Annotated in this window: 13 protein-coding genes; 11 read left to right on the top strand and 2 right to left on the bottom strand. The window is 69.7% G+C overall.

Annotated features, from left to right (window positions below):
* Nucleotides 1-207 precede the first annotated feature (207 nt).
* From AB0E94_RS16500 to AB0E94_RS16485, 4 genes are all read left to right on the top strand, one after another.
* Nucleotides 208-2,934 carry a nitrate- and nitrite sensing domain-containing protein gene (locus AB0E94_RS16500; RefSeq protein ID WP_360326907.1) on the top strand — a complete coding sequence of 909 codons (2,727 nt, stop codon included), beginning with the start codon at nucleotides 208-210 and terminating at the stop codon, nucleotides 2,932-2,934.
* Nucleotides 2,935-3,354: a roadblock/LC7 domain-containing protein gene (locus AB0E94_RS16495; RefSeq protein WP_093620339.1), complete on the top strand. Its 420-nt coding sequence runs from the start codon at nucleotides 2,935-2,937 to the stop codon at nucleotides 3,352-3,354.
* A 64-nt stretch (nucleotides 3,355-3,418) separates the two neighbouring features.
* Nucleotides 3,419-3,730, top strand: a complete 312-nt coding sequence (locus AB0E94_RS16490; RefSeq protein WP_317797234.1) for a DUF742 domain-containing protein — start codon at nucleotides 3,419-3,421, stop codon at nucleotides 3,728-3,730.
* Nucleotides 3,711-4,310, top strand: a complete 600-nt coding sequence (locus AB0E94_RS16485; protein WP_360326905.1) for an ATP/GTP-binding protein — start codon at nucleotides 3,711-3,713, stop codon at nucleotides 4,308-4,310. The genes AB0E94_RS16490 and AB0E94_RS16485 overlap by 20 nt, the downstream gene beginning before the upstream one ends.
* On the opposite strand, the gene AB0E94_RS16480 is transcribed toward AB0E94_RS16485, so the two are convergent.
* The gene (locus tag AB0E94_RS16480) at nucleotides 4,307-5,875 is read right to left on the bottom strand and encodes a BTAD domain-containing putative transcriptional regulator (protein ID WP_360326903.1); all 1,569 of its coding nucleotides are present in this window, start codon (nucleotides 5,873-5,875) and stop codon (nucleotides 4,307-4,309) included. The genes AB0E94_RS16485 and AB0E94_RS16480 overlap by 4 nt on opposite strands.
* 143 nt (nucleotides 5,876-6,018) lie before the next feature.
* Here AB0E94_RS16480 and AB0E94_RS16475 point away from each other — a divergent pair, with 143 nt between their 5' ends.
* The 3 genes from AB0E94_RS16475 to AB0E94_RS16465 all read left to right on the top strand — a co-directional run bounded on the left by AB0E94_RS16475 (nucleotide 6,019) and on the right by AB0E94_RS16465 (nucleotide 9,947).
* Complete coding sequence (locus tag AB0E94_RS16475; protein ID WP_360326902.1) at nucleotides 6,019-6,807, top strand: hypothetical protein; 789 nt, start codon at nucleotides 6,019-6,021, stop codon at nucleotides 6,805-6,807.
* A gap of 113 nt (nucleotides 6,808-6,920) precedes the next feature.
* Nucleotides 6,921-7,973: a lactonase family protein gene (locus tag AB0E94_RS16470; RefSeq protein ID WP_360326900.1), complete on the top strand. Its 1,053-nt coding sequence runs from the start codon at nucleotides 6,921-6,923 to the stop codon at nucleotides 7,971-7,973.
* A 324-nt stretch (nucleotides 7,974-8,297) separates the two neighbouring features.
* Nucleotides 8,298-9,947 carry a substrate-binding and VWA domain-containing protein gene (locus AB0E94_RS16465; RefSeq protein WP_360326898.1) on the top strand — a complete coding sequence of 550 codons (1,650 nt, stop codon included), beginning with the start codon at nucleotides 8,298-8,300 and terminating at the stop codon, nucleotides 9,945-9,947.
* Between the two features lie 191 nt (nucleotides 9,948-10,138).
* Here AB0E94_RS16465 and AB0E94_RS16460 read toward each other — a convergent pair whose 3' ends face one another.
* Nucleotides 10,139-11,233 carry an ROK family protein gene (locus AB0E94_RS16460; protein WP_360326896.1) on the bottom strand — a complete coding sequence of 365 codons (1,095 nt, stop codon included), beginning with the start codon at nucleotides 11,231-11,233 and terminating at the stop codon, nucleotides 10,139-10,141.
* Between the two features lie 104 nt (nucleotides 11,234-11,337).
* Here AB0E94_RS16460 and xylA point away from each other — a divergent pair, with 104 nt between their 5' ends.
* From xylA to AB0E94_RS16440, 4 genes are all read left to right on the top strand, one after another.
* Nucleotides 11,338-12,525 carry a xylose isomerase gene (xylA, locus tag AB0E94_RS16455; protein WP_360326895.1) on the top strand — a complete coding sequence of 396 codons (1,188 nt, stop codon included), beginning with the start codon at nucleotides 11,338-11,340 and terminating at the stop codon, nucleotides 12,523-12,525.
* A gap of 2 nt (nucleotides 12,526-12,527) precedes the next feature.
* Nucleotides 12,528-13,907 carry a xylulokinase gene (xylB, locus tag AB0E94_RS16450; RefSeq protein ID WP_360326893.1) on the top strand — a complete coding sequence of 460 codons (1,380 nt, stop codon included), beginning with the start codon at nucleotides 12,528-12,530 and terminating at the stop codon, nucleotides 13,905-13,907.
* Between the two features lie 226 nt (nucleotides 13,908-14,133).
* Entirely contained in the window at nucleotides 14,134-15,546 is a 1,413-nt protein-coding gene (locus tag AB0E94_RS16445) for a pectinesterase family protein (protein WP_360326892.1), read from the top strand.
* 2 nt (nucleotides 15,547-15,548) lie between these two features.
* Nucleotides 15,549-16,982, top strand: a complete 1,434-nt coding sequence (locus AB0E94_RS16440) for an RICIN domain-containing protein (RefSeq protein WP_360326890.1) — start codon at nucleotides 15,549-15,551, stop codon at nucleotides 16,980-16,982.
* Nucleotides 16,983-17,084 lie beyond the last annotated feature (102 nt).

Below are 17,084 nucleotides of genomic sequence, written 5' to 3'. Positions count from 1 at the left end.
AGAAAAAGATCGCGTGCCGTTCTGGCTGGACAAACAGGAGAGAGGACGGGGATCCGCCGGGGTCGGGAGCTAGCTGAGACGGACGTCATTACGTATTCTTTGCCAGCGCTCGCCACGGGCGTACCGGACGTTCCCCCCGTTCTCGACGGCCGGTGCCACGGGGCGGTCCGCTGATCGTTCCCTGCCGAACCCCTCTGGCGGAGCTTGATGAGAAGCCGCAACTGGTCGATCCGTTCGAAGATCATCGCGATGGTCGCGGTGCCGCTGTCCGCGTTGCTCGCGATTTGGATCTTCGCGACCGTGGTCACTGCCGGCCCGGCCTTCACGCTGCTCAACGCACGTGACGCGGTGCAGAAACTGGGTGATCCCGGCCTGCGGTTGATCGCCCAGTTGCAGCGGGAACGGCATTTCTCGGCCATCTACCAGGCCACCACCCGGCCGGCCAAGACCGAGCTGGGCCGCGAGCGCGACACCACCGACCAGATCATCGACGAGTTCCGGCTGGCCGCCGCCGACACCGACATGACCGACGACCTGCGGGTCGAGGTGGACGAGTTCCTCGTCAAGATCGATGAGCTGGGCCCGCTCCGGCAGGAGGTCGACGAGCGGAAGACCAGCTTCCTCTACCTGGCGCAGAAGTACGACTCGATCATCGCGCTCGGGTTCGACGTCTCCCGTACCGCCGCGGTGTTCTTCCATGAGCGGGTCGACCGGGAGGTCCGTGGCGTCATCGCCACCTTCCGTGGCCTGGAGTATCTGAGCCGCATCGACGCGCTGCTGGCCGGCGCCAACGCGGGCGGCCGGATCGACAACAAGACGCGCGAGACCCTGATCGAGTACATCGGCGTCGAGCGGTACCTGCTCAGCGCGGGTGTGGCCGACCTGCCGGAGAGCTCGCAGGACGACTACGCCCGGCTGATCATCCACCCGACCTTCATCGACCTCGACATCCTGCAGAACAGTCTGCTGGCGCAGAACTACGCGGGCGGCCCGCCGCCGGTCACCGGCACCGACTGGCAGCACGCGTACGACTACGCCGCCCAGGAACTGCGGCTCTTCGGCGAGCGCACGATCTCGCAGGTCGCCAAGGACGCCACCCCGTTCGCCATCGACATCCTCGGCAAGCTGGGCCTGGCCGCGCTGCTCGGCCTGGTCGCCCTGGGTCTTTCGGTCTACGTCTCGGTCCGGCTCGGCCGTTCGCTGGTCGGCCGTCTGATCCGGTTGCGGCGGGACGCGATCGAGCTGGCCTCCGAGCGGCTGCCCTCGGTGGTGCGGCGCCTGCAGCGCGGCGAGATGGTCGACGTCGACGGCGAGACGCCGCCGCTGCTGTACGGCCAGGACGAGATCGGCCAGCTCGGTCGCGCGTTCAACGACGTGCAGCGGACCGCCGTGCAGTCCGCGGTCGAGGAGGCGAACGTCCGGCGCGGCATCAACGAGGTCTTCCTCAACATCGCCCGGCGCAGCCAGACGCTGCTGCACCGCCAGCTGTCCCTGCTGGACAAGATGGAGCGCCGGGAGACCGACCCGCGCGAGCTGGAGGACCTGTACCGGGTCGACCACCTCGCCACCCGGATGCGGCGGCACGCCGAGGACCTGGTCATCCTGGCCGGCGCCGCGCCCGGCCGGGGCTGGCGCAACCCGGTCCCGGTGATCGACGTGGTCCGTGGCGCGATCAGTGAGGTGGAGGACTACAAGCGGGTCGACATCCGTACGATCGCCTCCTCCGCCCTGGTCGGCCGGTCCGTCGGTGACGTGATCCACCTGCTCGCCGAGCTGATCGAGAACGCCGCGTCGTACTCCCCACCACACACCCGGGTCCAGGTGACCGGCCAGGTCCTGCCGAACGGCTACGCCGTCGAGATCGAGGACCGTGGCCTGGGTATGACCCCGGAGGCGATCCTCGAGGCGAACCGCCGCCTGGTCGAACCGCCCGACTTCGACCCGGCCGACAGCGCCCGGCTCGGCCTGTTCGTGGTCGCCCAGCTCGCCCAGCGGCACAACATCCGGGTCTCGCTGCGCGCTTCGGCGTACGGCGGCGTCACCGCGGTGGTCCTGGTCCCGAGCGAGCTGGTGGCCGGTTACGGCGGCTCGGCCGAGGTGCCGTCCGGTGACGTGCCGTCGCTGCCGGAGTGGCCCGGCGGCGGCGAGCTCCAGCAGATCACCGGCGGACGCTCGACCGCACCCGACGACGTTCCGGTCATCGCCGGCGCCCCGGCTGTCGAGGCGCCGTCGCTGAACGGCCACCACCGGACCGCCCCGGAGATCACCGGCCCGGCGCCGAGCACGGTCGCGGCCGAGCTGAGCGCGGAGGGCCTGGTGCAGCGCCGCCGGACCCGTAAGCCGACGCTGCCGACGCCGGCGGTGAACGGTTCCGCCGACGCGGACAAGACGATCGACCTGTCGGTGCTCGACGAGCTGGCCGCGGGCCTGCCGGTGGCACCCCGCGCGGTGCCGCGCGGATCGGCGCCGGCTTTCGAACCGGCCGTCGAGGAGAAAGCCACTGAAGAGAAGGCGGCCGAGGAGAAGACCGCCGAGATTCCCGGCGAGACCACCGGGGAGATCATCGGCGAGGACGGGCTGCCCCGCCGGGTCCGGCAGGCGAACCTGGCCCCGCAGCTGCGCAAGCCTGTCGTCGAGCCGGAGGCGACCGGCCCGGCCGTCAGCCCCGAGCAGGCACGTTCACGGATGAGCGCCCTGCAGACCGGCACCAAACGTGGCCGCGCCGATGCGGCGCGTACCGAACCGCCGACGGTCGATGAACACGCCGCGCAGTCCGACGACGTGACGATCACCGATGCGGCTACCGTCAGTTTCCCGGCTCTCGCGGATCACGCGGCAGCCGGGGAGAAAGCACCATCCGGGCCGGAGGCCGGCGTGAACGGCGATCACGCCGATGGTCCCGGGGAGAACCTCATGCTGGAGAAGGACGCATAAGTGGCACAGACGAAGCAGAGCGCGAATCTCACCTGGCTCCTCGACGACCTGGTCGAGCGGGTGCCAACCGCGCAGCAGGCGGTGGTGCTCTCGGCCGACGGCCTGATGCTGGGCGCGTCGGCGGCGATGAACCAGGAGGACGCGGAGCACCTGTCGGCGATGGCGGCCGGTTTCCAGAGCCTGGCCAAGGGGGCGAGCCGGCACTTCGAGGCCGGGCCGGTCCGTCAGACGGTGGTGGAGATGGAGGAGGCCTTCCTCTTCGTCACGGCCGCCGGGCAGGGCGCGTGCCTGGCCGTGCTCGCCTCCGCCGACGCCGACCTGGGCCTGATCGCCTACGAGATGGCGATGCTGGTCACCCGGGTCGGCCAGACCATGGCCGCCCCCGAGCGTACGGTGCTCACACCGTCCGACGTCTACTGAGCAGCCGCGTGTGACTCACGACTGGCTGGACAACGACGCGGGCCCGGTGGTGCGTCCCTACGCGATGACCGGGGGACGTGTCGCGCCGGCGGACTGCGACTTCGACCTGGTCGCGTTCGTCGTGGCGACGGTGCCCGACCTCACCTCCGGCCAGCAGTTGCAGCCGGAGCACCACGCCATCGTGGCAGCGGCCTGGGAGCCGATCTCCGTGGTCGAGCTGGCCTCTCAGCTCGACCTGGCGGTCGGCGTGGTCCGGGTGTTCCTCGGTGATCTACGCTCAGCGGGTTTGATCTCGCTGTACGAACCCCCGGCTGCCTCGCAGCCGCATGACGTCGACGTACTCAAGGCGGTTGTCAATGGACTCCGTGCGCTCTGACCGCAACGGCGGATCGTCGCGCATTCCCGTCGCCCTCAAGATCCTCATCGCGGGCGGTTTCGGGGCGGGTAAGACCACGATGGTCGGATCGGTCAGTGAGATCCGGCCGCTCCAGACCGAGGAGATCCTCACCGGAGCCGAGGGCGCCGATGACGTCTCCGGCGTGGAGGCGAAGACCACCACCACGGTGACGATGGACTTCGGCCGGATCACCATCACCGAGGATCTCCAGCTCTACCTGTTCGGCACCCCGGGGCAGGACCGGTTCTGGTTCCTGTGGGACGAGCTGTCGCAGGGCGCGCTCGGCGCGGTGGTGCTGGCCGACACCCGCCGGCTCGCCGACTGTTTCCCATCGATCGACTACTTCGAGCAGCGCGGCACGCCCTTCGTGGTGGCGGTGAACTGCTTCGACACCCAGCACCAGTACGCGCCGGAGGCGGTGGCCCGCGCGCTCGACCTGGACCCGGGTGTCCCGGTCGTGCTGTTCGACGCGCGTGACCAGGGCGCCGCCCGCAACGTGCTGATCGAGCTGGTGGAGTACGTGGCGCGCCGCCAGATGGCCGCCGCCGCGGCTCGCTAGGGCAGATCCGGCGTGTCGGCCCGGACCGGGGTCACGGGCGGCACGCAGATCAGCCACGGTGCGACGCGTCGCAGCGTCTTCGGCCGCAACAGGCCACGTTGTACCAGCTCGGCCGGGTCGCGGTAGGGCCCGTTCTCGAACCTGTCGACGGCGATCCGATGCGCCTCGATCGGGTTGATCCCGTGCACCCGGGCGATCTCCTGCACCGGCGCGTGGTTGACGTCCACCAGCCCGCCGTCGTCGAAGGACCGCAGCAGGTCGGGCCGCCCGATGCCGGCCTGCCGGGCCGCGGCCGGGTGGAACGCCGCGTACTGCCGGGCCAGGTCTCGTTGCCGGCGGGCCCGCCGGGTGTCGCCCGGGTAGCAGGCGAGGACCGCGCCGTGGAACGAGGCGACGGCGATGACCAGGAGCGCCAGCAGGATGGCGCCCGCCTCGGCGTCGGAGATCATCTCGGCTTCCGGCGCGCTCGGGTCGACGAACTGCAGGAAGAGCACCCCGAAGACCGCCGCGAGGTAACCGGCGGCGACGAGCACGTGGATGACCGCCCGCCGTTGGACCGCCGCGTACGCGAAGTAGAGCCAGCTGCCGAACGAGCAGGTCACCAGCGGCAGCACCGCGGCGAGGATCACCTCGGCCCACAGGATGCCCGACCGGCGCGGCATGAACGGCAGCCCGGGCATCATCGCGTGCGGCAACGGGGAGTACGGCGGGGGCGCCGGCGAGTACGGAGCGACGAGCGCCGTGCTCTCCTGAGGCAGTGGCGGGCGCGGCGGCGGGACCACGGCGGCCGGGATCGGCTCGTTGCGCAGGATCCGCCGGTGCGTCTCCTGGAGCCGTTCGCCGGGTTCGACGCCGAGCTCGTCCAGAAGGTACTCACGGGCGTCGCGGAAGACGGCCAGCGCCTCGCCCTGTCGTCCACTGCGGTGCAGCGCGATCATCAGCTGCGCCCGCAACCCTTCGCGTAACGGGAACTCCTGCACCAGTCTGGACAGTTCAGACACGAGTCCGGCGAAGCCGCCGCGGGACAGCTCGATGTCCGCCCACAACTCGCAGGCGCTGGCCCGTTCCTCGACCAGCCGGGTCCGGGCGGAGTCGAAGATCGGGCCGGTCAGCCCGCCGAGGGCCTCGCCGTGCCACAGGTCGAGGGCGCCGCGGGCGATCCGGGACGCCTCCTCCAGACGGCCGGCGCGGCGTTCGGCGTCGGCGCGGGCCAGCCGGTTGCGGAAATCCTCGGCGTCGAGGGCGCCGGCCTGGAGCACGTAGCCGCCGTCGGTCAGCGTCAGCAGCTCGCCGGGGGTGCGCGGGGACCGGTCGGGATCGAGCGCGCGCCGTAGGCCGGCCACGTACTTCTGGACGACGTTGGTGCCGTTCTCCGGGGGCTCGTCACCCCACACGGCGTCCACGATGCGGTGGGTCGGCACGGGCCGGCCGGGGCTCAGCAGGAGCACGGCGAGGACGGCACGCTGTTTCGCCGGGCCGAGGTCGATCGGCAGTCCGTCCCGCAGGGCCCGGACGGGACCCAGCACCTCGAACCGCAGCGGGCCGGACACGGGCTGGTCGGTCACCGGCACCCCCTGTCTGACCTGCGGTTTCCATCGACGGCAGCGGAACGGCAGCCGGCAGCAGCATAGCCGCAGCGCATCGGCAGTCGTCTCCAGGAGCCTGTGTCCATCAACGCACCGAGAACCCCGTGAGGAAAGACAAGACGATGAACGTTCTCACCAAGCGCCTGGCACTGGCCGGCGCCCTGCTGATCGCCGGCGCCGGGTTGAGCGCGTGCGGCGTGGCGGACACAGTCGAGGAGACGGTCGAGCAGGTCTCGGCCGCCACCACCCTGGCGAAGGGCGTGCCGGGCCGCACCACTCCGGCGTTCCACTACTCGGTCAAGGGCGGGCAGCAGTCGTTCAGCGGCGTGCTGGACGCCCCGCACAAGTCGGTCACCAGTGACTTCTTCGAGAAGATCCCGGACTCCGAGATGACCCTGACGATGAAGTTCCTGGTCATCGAGAAGCAGGCGTGGGCGAAGATCGCCTTCGACAACGCGCCGGCCGGCGCCGGGCTGCCGAAGTTCCCGAAGAAGTGGATGAAACTCGACCAGGGCAAGCTCTCCAAGGACTCGGCCGAGGACCTCACCTACGCCGGTGAGACCGACCCGGGTTACGTGAGCACGCTGCTGACCGCCGCCGCCGATCTCAAGGAGACCGGTACGGGCACGTACGCCGGCACCACCGACCTGACCAAGTCGACCGAGGCCGAGATCGTCGACGCGGACACTCTCAAGGCGCTCGGCGAGAAGGCGAAGGCCGTACCGCTGGAGGTGACCCTCGACGGTGCGGGCCGGGTCACCCGGGCCGTCGTGAAGATCCCGGCGGCCGGCAAGGCGAAGGCGGTCACCTACGAGGTCGTCTACGACCAGTACGGCAAGGCGTCCCCGATCCAGGCCCCCGCCGACGCGGTCGCCGCGACGGCGGACGCCTACGAGTTGCTGAACGGCTGATCGGGGAGCACCGGCGGCGCCGCTGCCGGCAGCGCGGGCGATCAACGGGGGTCCGCGCCGCCGGCGGCGGTGTCCTGCCGTGCGTTCCCGGCGTTCTGTGGTGGGATCGACGCATGGGTTCGAGCCATGAGTACGTCTTCGTCGGCTGCTACACCGGTGACAAGGGAGGTGAGGGGGACGGCATCACGCTGTTGCGGCGTGATCCGGTGACCGGGGACCTGACCCGGCTCGGGCTGGCCGCCCGTACCCCTTCGCCGTCCTTCCTGGCGCAGCACCCGACCCTCCCCGTCCTGTACGCGGTGAACGAGCTGGATCAGGGCACGGTCTCGGCCTTCGCGGTGGGGCCGGACTGCTCGCTGGTCCCGTTGACGACGCGGCCGACCGGCGGCTCGGATCCGTGCCACCTGGCGGTCACCGGCGACGGGCGGCATCTGGTGGTGGCCAACTACGCGAGCGGCTCGGTGTCGGTGCACCCGCTCGACGGCGACGGTGTGCCGGGGGAGCGCAGCGACTCGCTGACGCTGACCGGCGCCGGCCCCGACGCGGAACGTCAGACCGGCCCGCACGCGCACCAGGTGGTCCCGGACGGCGCCGACGTGCTGATCTCGGACCTGGGGTCGGACCGGGTGTGGCGGGCCCGCCTGGACTCGAACACGGGCCGTCTGGGCCTGCCGGAGACCGCGGTGGAGGCGAAGCCGGGCACCGGCCCCCGGCACCTGGTGCGGTCGGCTGACGGGGCACTGCTGGTGGTCGGCGAGCTGACCGGCACGCTCAGCTGGCACCGCCCGGCCGGCGCTCCGGTGCTGGAGCCGCGCGGCGAGATCGCCACCAGCACCTCGGCCGGGCCGGTCTATCCGTCGGAGATCACGATGGGCCGGGACGGCCGGTTCGTCTATGTGGCGAACCGTGGACCGGACACCGTCTCGACCTTCGCCTGGGACGGTGACGACGTCACGTTGATCGCCGAGGTGCCGGTGAGCGGGGTGTGGCCGAGGCACATGGTCCTGCTCGGCGATCACCTCTACGTGACCAATCAACGTTCACACAACGTGACCGTTTTCCGCATCGACCCGGAGACCGGAATTCCGGGACTCCAAGGTGAACCGACTGGTGAACCGACTCCGACCTGCCTGCTCCGGTGGAATCCGCCGATGATCAGGTCATAGGGAAGTTCGGACATTGCGGCGTGTCGGTTGCGAAAATACTTCAAAACCGGCATGTCGCAGGTCAAAGTTGATACACATCGAGACGGCGTCATCACGGTGGGTGTTTTCTAGATCGGGAAGCGCCAATCTGAGTAATTTTCGTCCGAACGTATATGGCATTCAGCTTCGGACATGCGCACTATAGAGCGCGTGTCTGGCCGCCATCGTAGAAACTTCAACTCAAAGGGAGCGGGCGTCGTCGGAGGTGCGATGGCGATAGTCGTCGTAATTGCGGGGACGTACCTGGGCTATCAGCAGTTCGCCGCCTCCGGATGCTCCGGATCCGTGCGACTGAACGTAGCCGCAGCTCCCGAGATCGTGCCCGCCATCAAGTCGGTCGCCGATCAGTGGACCAAGGCGGGTGCCGCAGTCGACGGCACCTGCATCGCGGTCGACGTCACCGACGAACTCCCGGCGACGATCGCGAGCGCGGTCACCCGCGACCACTCGGTCGCCCTCATCGGCCTCAACCCGGCCCCCGACGCCAAGCAGGTTCCGGACGTGTGGGTTCCGGACTCCTCCACCTGGCTGCTCCGCATCCAGACCGAAGCCGCCGGCTTCCTGCCGCGGACCGCCACGTCGGTCGCGCAGAGCCCGCTCGTGCTGGCGATGCCGGAGCCGATCGCGAAGACCTTCGGCTGGCCGAAGAAGTCGATCGGCTGGGGCGACCTGCTGACGAACTTCTCCACCGCCGAGCCGCTCCAGGTCGGCATCATGGACCCGACGCAGGACGCGTCCGGCCTGACCAGCCTGCTGGCGCTCAGCCAGGCCTCCGGCGCTGTCGGCGGCGACCCGATCGAGGCCCTCAAGGCCAAGTCGCGGGCGCTCACCGCGCTGGACACCAACAAGGCCGTGCTGCGCGAGGAGCTGGTCGCGAAGTTCCCCAAGTCGGAAGCCGACATCGGCAGCAGCAACACGGTGAGCGCGGCGCCACTGTCCGAGGAGGACGTGGTCGCCTACAACGCCGAGCGCCCGGCCATCCCGCTCAGCGCCATCTACATGGAGCCGAGCCCGGCGCCGCTGGACTACCCGTACACGATCATGCCGCAGGTGGTGGACGAGCAGAAGAAGAACGCCGCCGAGGACCTGCTCGAGCAGCTGCAGTCCGTCGTCGCCAAGAACGCGCTGGCCGCGGCCGGTCTGCGGGCGCCCGACGGCAGCTACGGCGCGAACTTCCCGGCCCCGATGGGCGCGCCCAAGGCGTCCCCGGCGGTCACCCCCGCCGCCACCAAGTCGGCCGAGGGCACCGCGGCGTCGGCCGCTCTCACCGGCGCCGACCTGAGCGCGGTGGTCGGTGGCTGGATCGCGACCACCAAGCCGGGTCAGGCACTCACCGTGTTCGACACGTCCGGCTCGATGGCCGAGACGGTGCCGACCGCCGGTGGCAAGACCCGGGCGCAGGTGACCCAGGCGGCCGCCAGCGTGGGCCTCTCTCTCTTCAGTAACAAGTGGTCGGTCGGCGTGTGGCGGTTCTCCACCGACGAGAACGGCACGAAGCCCTGGCGGCAGCTGGTCGGGATCACCTCGCTGACCACCGGCCGGGAGAAGCTGCAGAACTCGATCGCGCAGCTCGACCCGAAGCAGAACGGCGGCACCGGCCTCTACGACACGGTTCTCGACGCGTACAACCACGTGAAGAAGAACTACTCGTCGCAGAAGATCAACTCGGTGATCCTCTTCACCGACGGCGCCAACGAGAACGCTGACGGCCTCACCAAGGAGCAGGTCGTCGCCGCGCTCAAGAAGGCCCAGGACCCGAAGAGGCCGATCCGCCTCGTGCTCATCGGCATAGGCGACAAGGTCAGCGTGGACGAGCTGAAGATGCTGCGGGACGCCCTCCCGAACAGCAACAGCGGTGTCTTCCTGGCCCCCGACCCCACGAAGATCACCAGCATCTTCGCGCAGGCCATCGGCTCGCGAACGGGCGTCATCTAGGCAGGAGCAACACCCAAGGCGGCCGTCGTCCCTCTCACCGAGGGCCGGCGGTCGCCGTTTTTCAAACCCCGCAGCGGTACGCCGACCCGCCCGCCCAACCTCAGCGTGGCGATCCGTGGCGCGGATCGAGCCACAGGTCACCACGCGTGCCGGTTCCAGCCGCGGCGCGGATCGAGCAGTCCGTCTCCACGTCAGGTGAAGCGGCGTAGCCAGGCGGCCGGGTCGTCGCGTACCGCCTGGATGATCGTGTCGGCCGCGCCCCGCATCGCCGCGTCCGGCCCGAGTGCCGCCGGGCGCAACGCGACCGGCGCGAGGCCCGCGGTCAGGACCCGTCGCCGTAGCTCCGCCTCGATGCCCTCGCGCAGCGTGCCGAAGATCGGGGCGTAGGCGCCACCGAGCACGATGACCGGCACGTCGAGCAGGTTGACCACAGCCGACAGTGCGATCCCGAGTGCGGCGGCGGCCAGTTGTTCGTCGCGGGCCAGCGCCTCCTGCCCGGCGTACTGCTCCAGGCACCCCCGGGCGCCGCACCGGCACGGCCGCCCGTCGGGATAGACGGTGACGTGCCCGATCTCGCCGCTCCAGCCCCGCACGCCGCGGTAGAGCTCGCCGTCGATCACCAGCCCCGCGCCGATGCCGATCTCCCCGGAGACGTACAGAAACGAATGCCGGGCCCCGTCGCCAGGCGAGAAGGAGGCGCGGAGTTCGCCGAGGGCGGCCAGGTTCGCCTCGTTGTCGACGGTGATCGGGAGGTCGGCCAGCTCCGGGACGGCGAGCAGGGCGGCGGCCGCGTCCACGTCCTGCCAGCCCAGGTTGGGGGCCACCCGGACCAGGCCGTCGGCGACCAGGCCGGGCACCGCCAGCGTGGCGCCGGCGACGATCAGCCCGTCGGCCTCGGCGGCGAGCCGGGCGGCCGCGGCGAGCCGCCCGAGCGTGGCGAGCGCCTGAGCCTGCTCGACCGGCCGCTGGTCGGCGTGTTCGACCTGGCGGTGGCGGACGGCGCCGGTCAGGTCGACGACGCACGCGGCCAGATAGTCGACGTTGATCTCCAGGCCGAGCCCGGCCGGCCCGGCCGAGGTGAGCGCGAGCCCTGCCGCGGGCCGCCCGGCGCCGGTGCGTGGCGGCGGATCGACCTCGACGAGCAGCCCGCCGGCCACTAGGTCGTCGACAAGGGCGGAAACGGTCGCGCGGGTCAGTCCGGTGGCCGCCGCGACGGCTGCGCGGGAGGGCGGATATGTGCTGTTTGCCGCGGTGTGCAGGACCAGCGCGAGATTATGGGCGCGCACGCTTGCCTGGCGCACCGGAGTTGTGGAGGCGGCCAACACGCCCTTGACAGTGCCATACCGCGGTCAAATAATTCAACCACTAAACAATTTCCGGGAGGTTACCCGTGTCCGTCCAGCCCACACGCGACGACAAGTTCTCCTTCGGTCTCTGGACCGTCGGCTGGCAGGCCCGCGACCCGTTCGGTGACGCCACCCGCCCGGCCCTCGACCCGGTCGAGGCCGTCCACAAGCTCGCCGAGGTCGGCGCCTACGGCATCACGTTCCACGACGACGACCTGGTCCCGTTCGGCACCGACGCGCAGACCCGGGACGGCATCGTCGCCGGCTTCAAGAAGGCGCTCGACGAGACCGGCCTGATCGTGCCGATGGTGACCACCAACCTGTTCACCCACCCGGTGTTCAAGGACGGCGGCTTCACCAGCAACGACCGCAACGTCCGCCGCTACGCGCTGCGCAAGGTGCTGCGCCAGATGGACCTCGGCGCCGAGCTGGGCGCCAAGACCCTGGTCCTCTGGGGTGGCCGGGAGGGCGCCGAGTACGACTCGGCCAAGGACGTGCAGGCCGCCCTCGACCGCTACCGGGAGGCCCTCAACCTGCTCGCGCAGTACTCCGAGGACCGTGGTTACGGCTTCCGCTTCGCCATCGAGCCGAAGCCGAACGAGCCCCGCGGCGACATCCTGCTCCCGACCGCCGGCCACGCCATCGCGTTCACCCAGGAACTCGACCGTCCCGAGCTGTTCGGCATCAACCCGGAGGTCGGTCACGAGCAGATGGCCGGGCTCAACTTCACCCAGGGCATCGCCCAGGCGCTGTGGCACGGCAAGCTGTTCCACATCGACCTGAACGGCCAGCACGGCCCGAAGTACGACCAGGACCTGGTCTTCGGCCACGGTGACCTGCTCAGCGCGTTCTCCCTGGTCGACCTGCTGGAGAACGGCGGCGTCGACGGCGCCCCGGCCTACGAGGGCCCGCGGCACTTCGACTACAAGCCGTCGCGTACCGAGGACTTCGACGGCGTCTGGGAGTCGGCCCGCGCCAACATCAAGATGTACCTGCTGCTCAAGGAGCGGGCCAAGGCGTTCCGCGCCGACCCCGAGGTGCAGGCCGCGCTGGCCGCCGCGAAGGTCGCCGAGCTGGGCGTGCCCACCCTGAACCCGGGCGAGAGCTACAGCGACCTGCTCGCCGACCGCAGCGCGTTCGAGGACTTCGACGCCGACGCCGCGGGCGCGCAGGGCTACCACTTCGTCAAGCTCAACCAGCTCGCCATCGAGCACCTCATCGGGGCCCGGTAATCATGGCGCTCGTCGCCGGGATCGACAGCTCGACGCAGTCGTGCAAGGTCGTGATCCGCGATGCCGAGACCGGGAAGCTGGTCCGGCAGGGCCGGGCCGCCCACCCGGACGGCACCGAGGTCCACCCGGACGCCTGGTGGGCCGCGCTCCAGCAGGCGATCGAGGAGGCCGGCGGCCTGGACGACGTGGCCGCCGCCTCGATCGCCGGGCAGCAGCACGGCATGGTCGCGCTCGACGAGAACGGCGAGGTGGTCCGCCCGGCGCTGCTGTGGAACGACACCCGCAGCGCCGGCGCGGCCGCCGACCTGATCGCCGAACTGGGCGGCGGCGCGGCGTGGGCGGACGCGGTCGGCATCGTGCCGGTCGCCAGCTTCACCCTGACCAAGCTGCGCTGGCTGGCCCGCCACGAGCCGGAGAACGCGGCGAAGGTGGCCGCGGTCTGCCTGCCACACGACTGGCTGACCTGGAAGCTGTCCGGATCGACGTCGCTCAGCGATCTGAAGACCGACCGCAGCGACGCCAGCGGCACGCTCTACTGGTCGGCCAGGACCAACGAGTACCGTCACGATCTGCTGGAGCTCGGGTTTGGCCGGTCACTGATCGTGCCCGAGGTGCTCGGCCCGACCGGGATCGCCGGTCACCTTCGCAACGGTGCTCCGCTGGGCCCGGGCGCCGGGGACAACGCGGCGGCCGCTCTCGGCACCGGCGCGGTTCCGGGTGACGTGATCGTCTCGATCGGCACGTCCGGCACGGTGTTCGCCTCGTCGGAGGTCTCGCCGAACGACCCCTCGGGCACGGTCGCCGGGTTCGCCGACACCACCGGCCGGTTCCTGCCGATCGTGGTGACGCTCAACGCGGCCCGGGTCCTCGACGCGGCGGCGAAACTGCTGAACGTCGGCCACGACGAGTTGTCGAAGCTGGCCCTCAGCACGGAGGCCGGCGCCGACGGTCTGGTTCTGGTGCCGTATCTGGAGGGGGAGCGGACCCCGAACCGGCCGGACGCCACCGGCTCGATCCACGGGCTCACCCTCCGCACGTCGACCCCGGCGCACCTGGCCCGGGCCGCCGTCGAGGGCATGCTGTGCGCGCTCGCCGACGGGCTGGACGCGCTCACCGCGTCCGGGGCGGTCGCCGACCGGATCGTGCTGGTCGGTGGTGGGGCACGGAGTGAGGCGGTCCGCCGCATCGCGCCGGCGCTCTTCGGCAAGCCGGTGGTCGTCCCGCCGCCCGGTGAATACGTCGCCGACGGCGCCGCCCGCCAGGCCGCGTGGGTCACCGCGGGCGGCGACGTCCCGCCGACCTGGTCCGCCGAGACCCCCGAGGTGTACGAGGCGGACGCCGTCCCGTCGATCCGCGAGCAGTACGCCGCGGCCCGGGGCTGAACCACGGCCGGCTCTCACCGCTGTCTCGGAGCGCTCGAGACAGCGGTGAGCTGTTCGTGACAGGCGGGACCGGGTGGATGCCTCTCTCGTGGGTGAGAGCGCCTAGCCGTACCCCATCCAGATCTTTTTGATTTTCTTGTTGTCTTCGCCTTGAAGCGGCATCTACGTGCACAGGAACACCGGCCGTCCCCCGCGGCCGTCATCCCCGCACGTGAGGAAGACCGCAGTGGCAAAGAAGAAATCGGTGGTGTTCGGCCTCGCGGCCGCCATGATCGTGCCGGCCGGCCTGATCGGCTGGTCGATCATGCCGTCGAATGCGGCGACCACTCCGACCGCCGGCGTGGCGTATCAGCTGGTCGTGAAGAAGAGTGGCAAGTGCATCGATGTGCCGTCGGCGTCGACCGCGAACAGCGCGTTGCTTCAGCAGTGGGGTTGTACCGCGAATTCGACGTGGCAGCAGTTCAAGCTGGTGGCGTCGGGTAGCAACTTCCTGATCCAGAACGTGAACAGCGGCAAGTGCATCGACGTGCCGTCGGCGTCGACGACCTCGGGCACGCAGTTGCAGCAGTACACGTGTGTCGGTTCGCAGACCAACCAGCAGTGGAAGCTCGCGGCGTCGGGCACCGACACGTTCCAGATCATCAACGTGGGCAACGGGTTGTGCATCTCCGACCAGGGCGCCTCGACCGCGAACGGCGCGGCGATCATCCAGGAGACCTGTACCGCCAACTCGAACAAGCAGTGGGCGTTCACGGCGGTCGTGACCGGCACGTTCACCGTGGCCGCCGACGGCACCGGGACCTACCAGACCGTGCAGGCCGCGATCGATGCGGTCGGCACCGGCAACACCAGCCAGAAGACGATCACCATCAAGCCCGGCACCTACCGGGAGATCGTGACGATCCCGTCGACCAAGCCGTTCATCACGCTCCAGGGTGGCGGTGACTCCAACGACGACGTGGTGATCGTCAACAACCGCAGCAACGCCGGCGGTTACGGCACCTCGGGCAGCGCCACGCTCTTCGCCAACGGCAAGGAGTTCAACGCGGTCAACCTGACGATCTCCAACGACTACGGCGAAGGGTCGCAGGCGGTCGCCGCGAACCTGAACGCCGACCGGCTGGTCTTCGACAACGTCCGGTTCCTCGGCGCGCAGGACACCCTGCTGGTCAACAGCGGCCGGGCCTACGTCAAGGGCGGTTACGTGGAGGGGACCGTCGACTTCATCTTCGGCTCCGGCACGGCGGTCTTCAACGGCACCAAGATCTACCAGAAGCGCAGCACGGGTGGCCCGATCACGGCGGCCCGGACCGACGCGGCGAACGCCTACGGCTTCCTGATCTACAAGAGCACCATCACCGGCGCGACGAACAACACCACCCAGCTCGGCCGGCCGTGGGGCCCGAATGCGCAGGTGCTGTTCCGCGAGTCGAGTCTGAGCGCGACCATCAAGACCGCGCAGCCCTGGACCGACATGTCGGGGAATGTCTGGCAGAACGCGCGTTTCCTGGAATACAAGAACACCGGGTCGGGCGCGACCACCAACAGCAACCGGCCGCAGCTGAGCGACTCGCAGGCCGCGAACTACACCCCGCAGAAGTATCTCGCGGGCACCGACTCCTGGAACCCGGTGGGTTGATCATGAAGAAGAAGCGCATCCTGCTGGCCGCCGCGATCCTGGCTGTCCCGACCGCGTTCGTCGGCTGGTCGATCATGCCGTCGAATGCGGCGACCGCCCCCACCGTGGGCACCACCTACCAGCTGGTCGTGAAGAAGAGCGGCAAGTGCATCGATGTGCCGTCGGCGTCGACGGCGAACAGCGCGTTGCTTCAGCAGTGGGGTTGTACCGCGAATTCGACGTGGCAGCAGTTCAAGCTGGTCGCGTCGGGTAGCAACTTCCTGATCCAGAACGTCAACAGCGGCAAGTGCATCGACGTGCCGTCGGCGTCGACGACCTCGGGCACGCAGTTGCAGCAGTACACCTGTGTCGGTTCGCAGACCAACCAGCAGTGGCGGCTCGCGGCGTCGGGCACCGACACGTTCCAGATCATCAACGCCGGCAACGGGCTGTGCATCTCCGACCAGGGCGCCTCGACCGCGAACGGCGCGGCGATCATCCAGGAGACGTGCACCGCCAACAGCAACAAGCAGTGGGCGTTCACCCCGGTGTCGGGTCGCTCCTGGGCGTCCACCCCGGACGGCTTCGCCTCGACCGGCGGCGGCACCACAGGTGGCGCGGCCGGCGCCACGGTCACCGTGTCCACGCTGGCCGACCTGACCAAGTACGTCACCGCGACCGAGCCCTACGTGATCAAGGTGGCCAAGGCCATCACGATCACGCCGAAGGGCACCGAGCTCAAGGTGCAGTCCAACAAGACCATCGTCGGCGTCGGCACCTCGGGCGAGATCGTCGGCGGTGGATTCTTCCTCGGCGCCGGCGTCAAGAACGTCATCATCCGCAACCTCACCATCCGCGACACGCAGATGACCGAGGACGACCCGGACGACAAGACGTACGACTACGACGGCATCCAGATGGACACCGCCGACCACATCTGGATCGACCACAACAAGATCACCCGGATGAACGACGGCATGATCGACAGCCGTAAGGACACCACGTACCTGACCGTGTCCTGGAACGTGCTGGACACCGGGAACAAGGCGTTCGGCATCGGCTGGACCGAGAACGTCACCTCGCGCATGACGATCCACCACAACTGGATCAAGAACACCGTGCAGCGGAACCCGAGCACCGACAACGTGGCCTACGCCCACCTCTACAACAACTACCTGCAGAACATCACGTCGTACGGCAACCTGTCGCGCGGCAGCACGAAGATGGTTCTGGAGAACAGCTACTTCGACAACGTCGTGAACCCGTTCTACAACGACACGTCGGCCGCCCAGCTCAAGCAGAGCGGCAGCATCGTCAAGAACTCGTCGGGCAAGCAGCAGACCAACGGCTCGGCCTTCGACCCGGCGAGCTTCTACTCGTACACCCTGGACGCGGCGTCCGACGTCCCGGCGCTGCTGGCCACCTACGCCGGCCCGCAGGCGAACATCGGCAACTGATCATCACGAGGCGGGGGGGCGCGCCGGGCGCCCCGCCGGCAGATTGACGGCCCGTTAAAAGGCCCCCCCGGGGGGACACGGGATAAATAAAGGGAGGGGTAG

The sequence above is a fragment of the Actinoplanes sp. NPDC026670 genome, assembly GCF_040638175.1.
Lineage (GTDB): Bacteria > Actinomycetota > Actinomycetes > Mycobacteriales > Micromonosporaceae > Actinoplanes.
The sequence above is the reverse complement of the archived record's forward strand: the minus strand, read 5'-3'. Positions and strand labels throughout refer to the sequence as shown.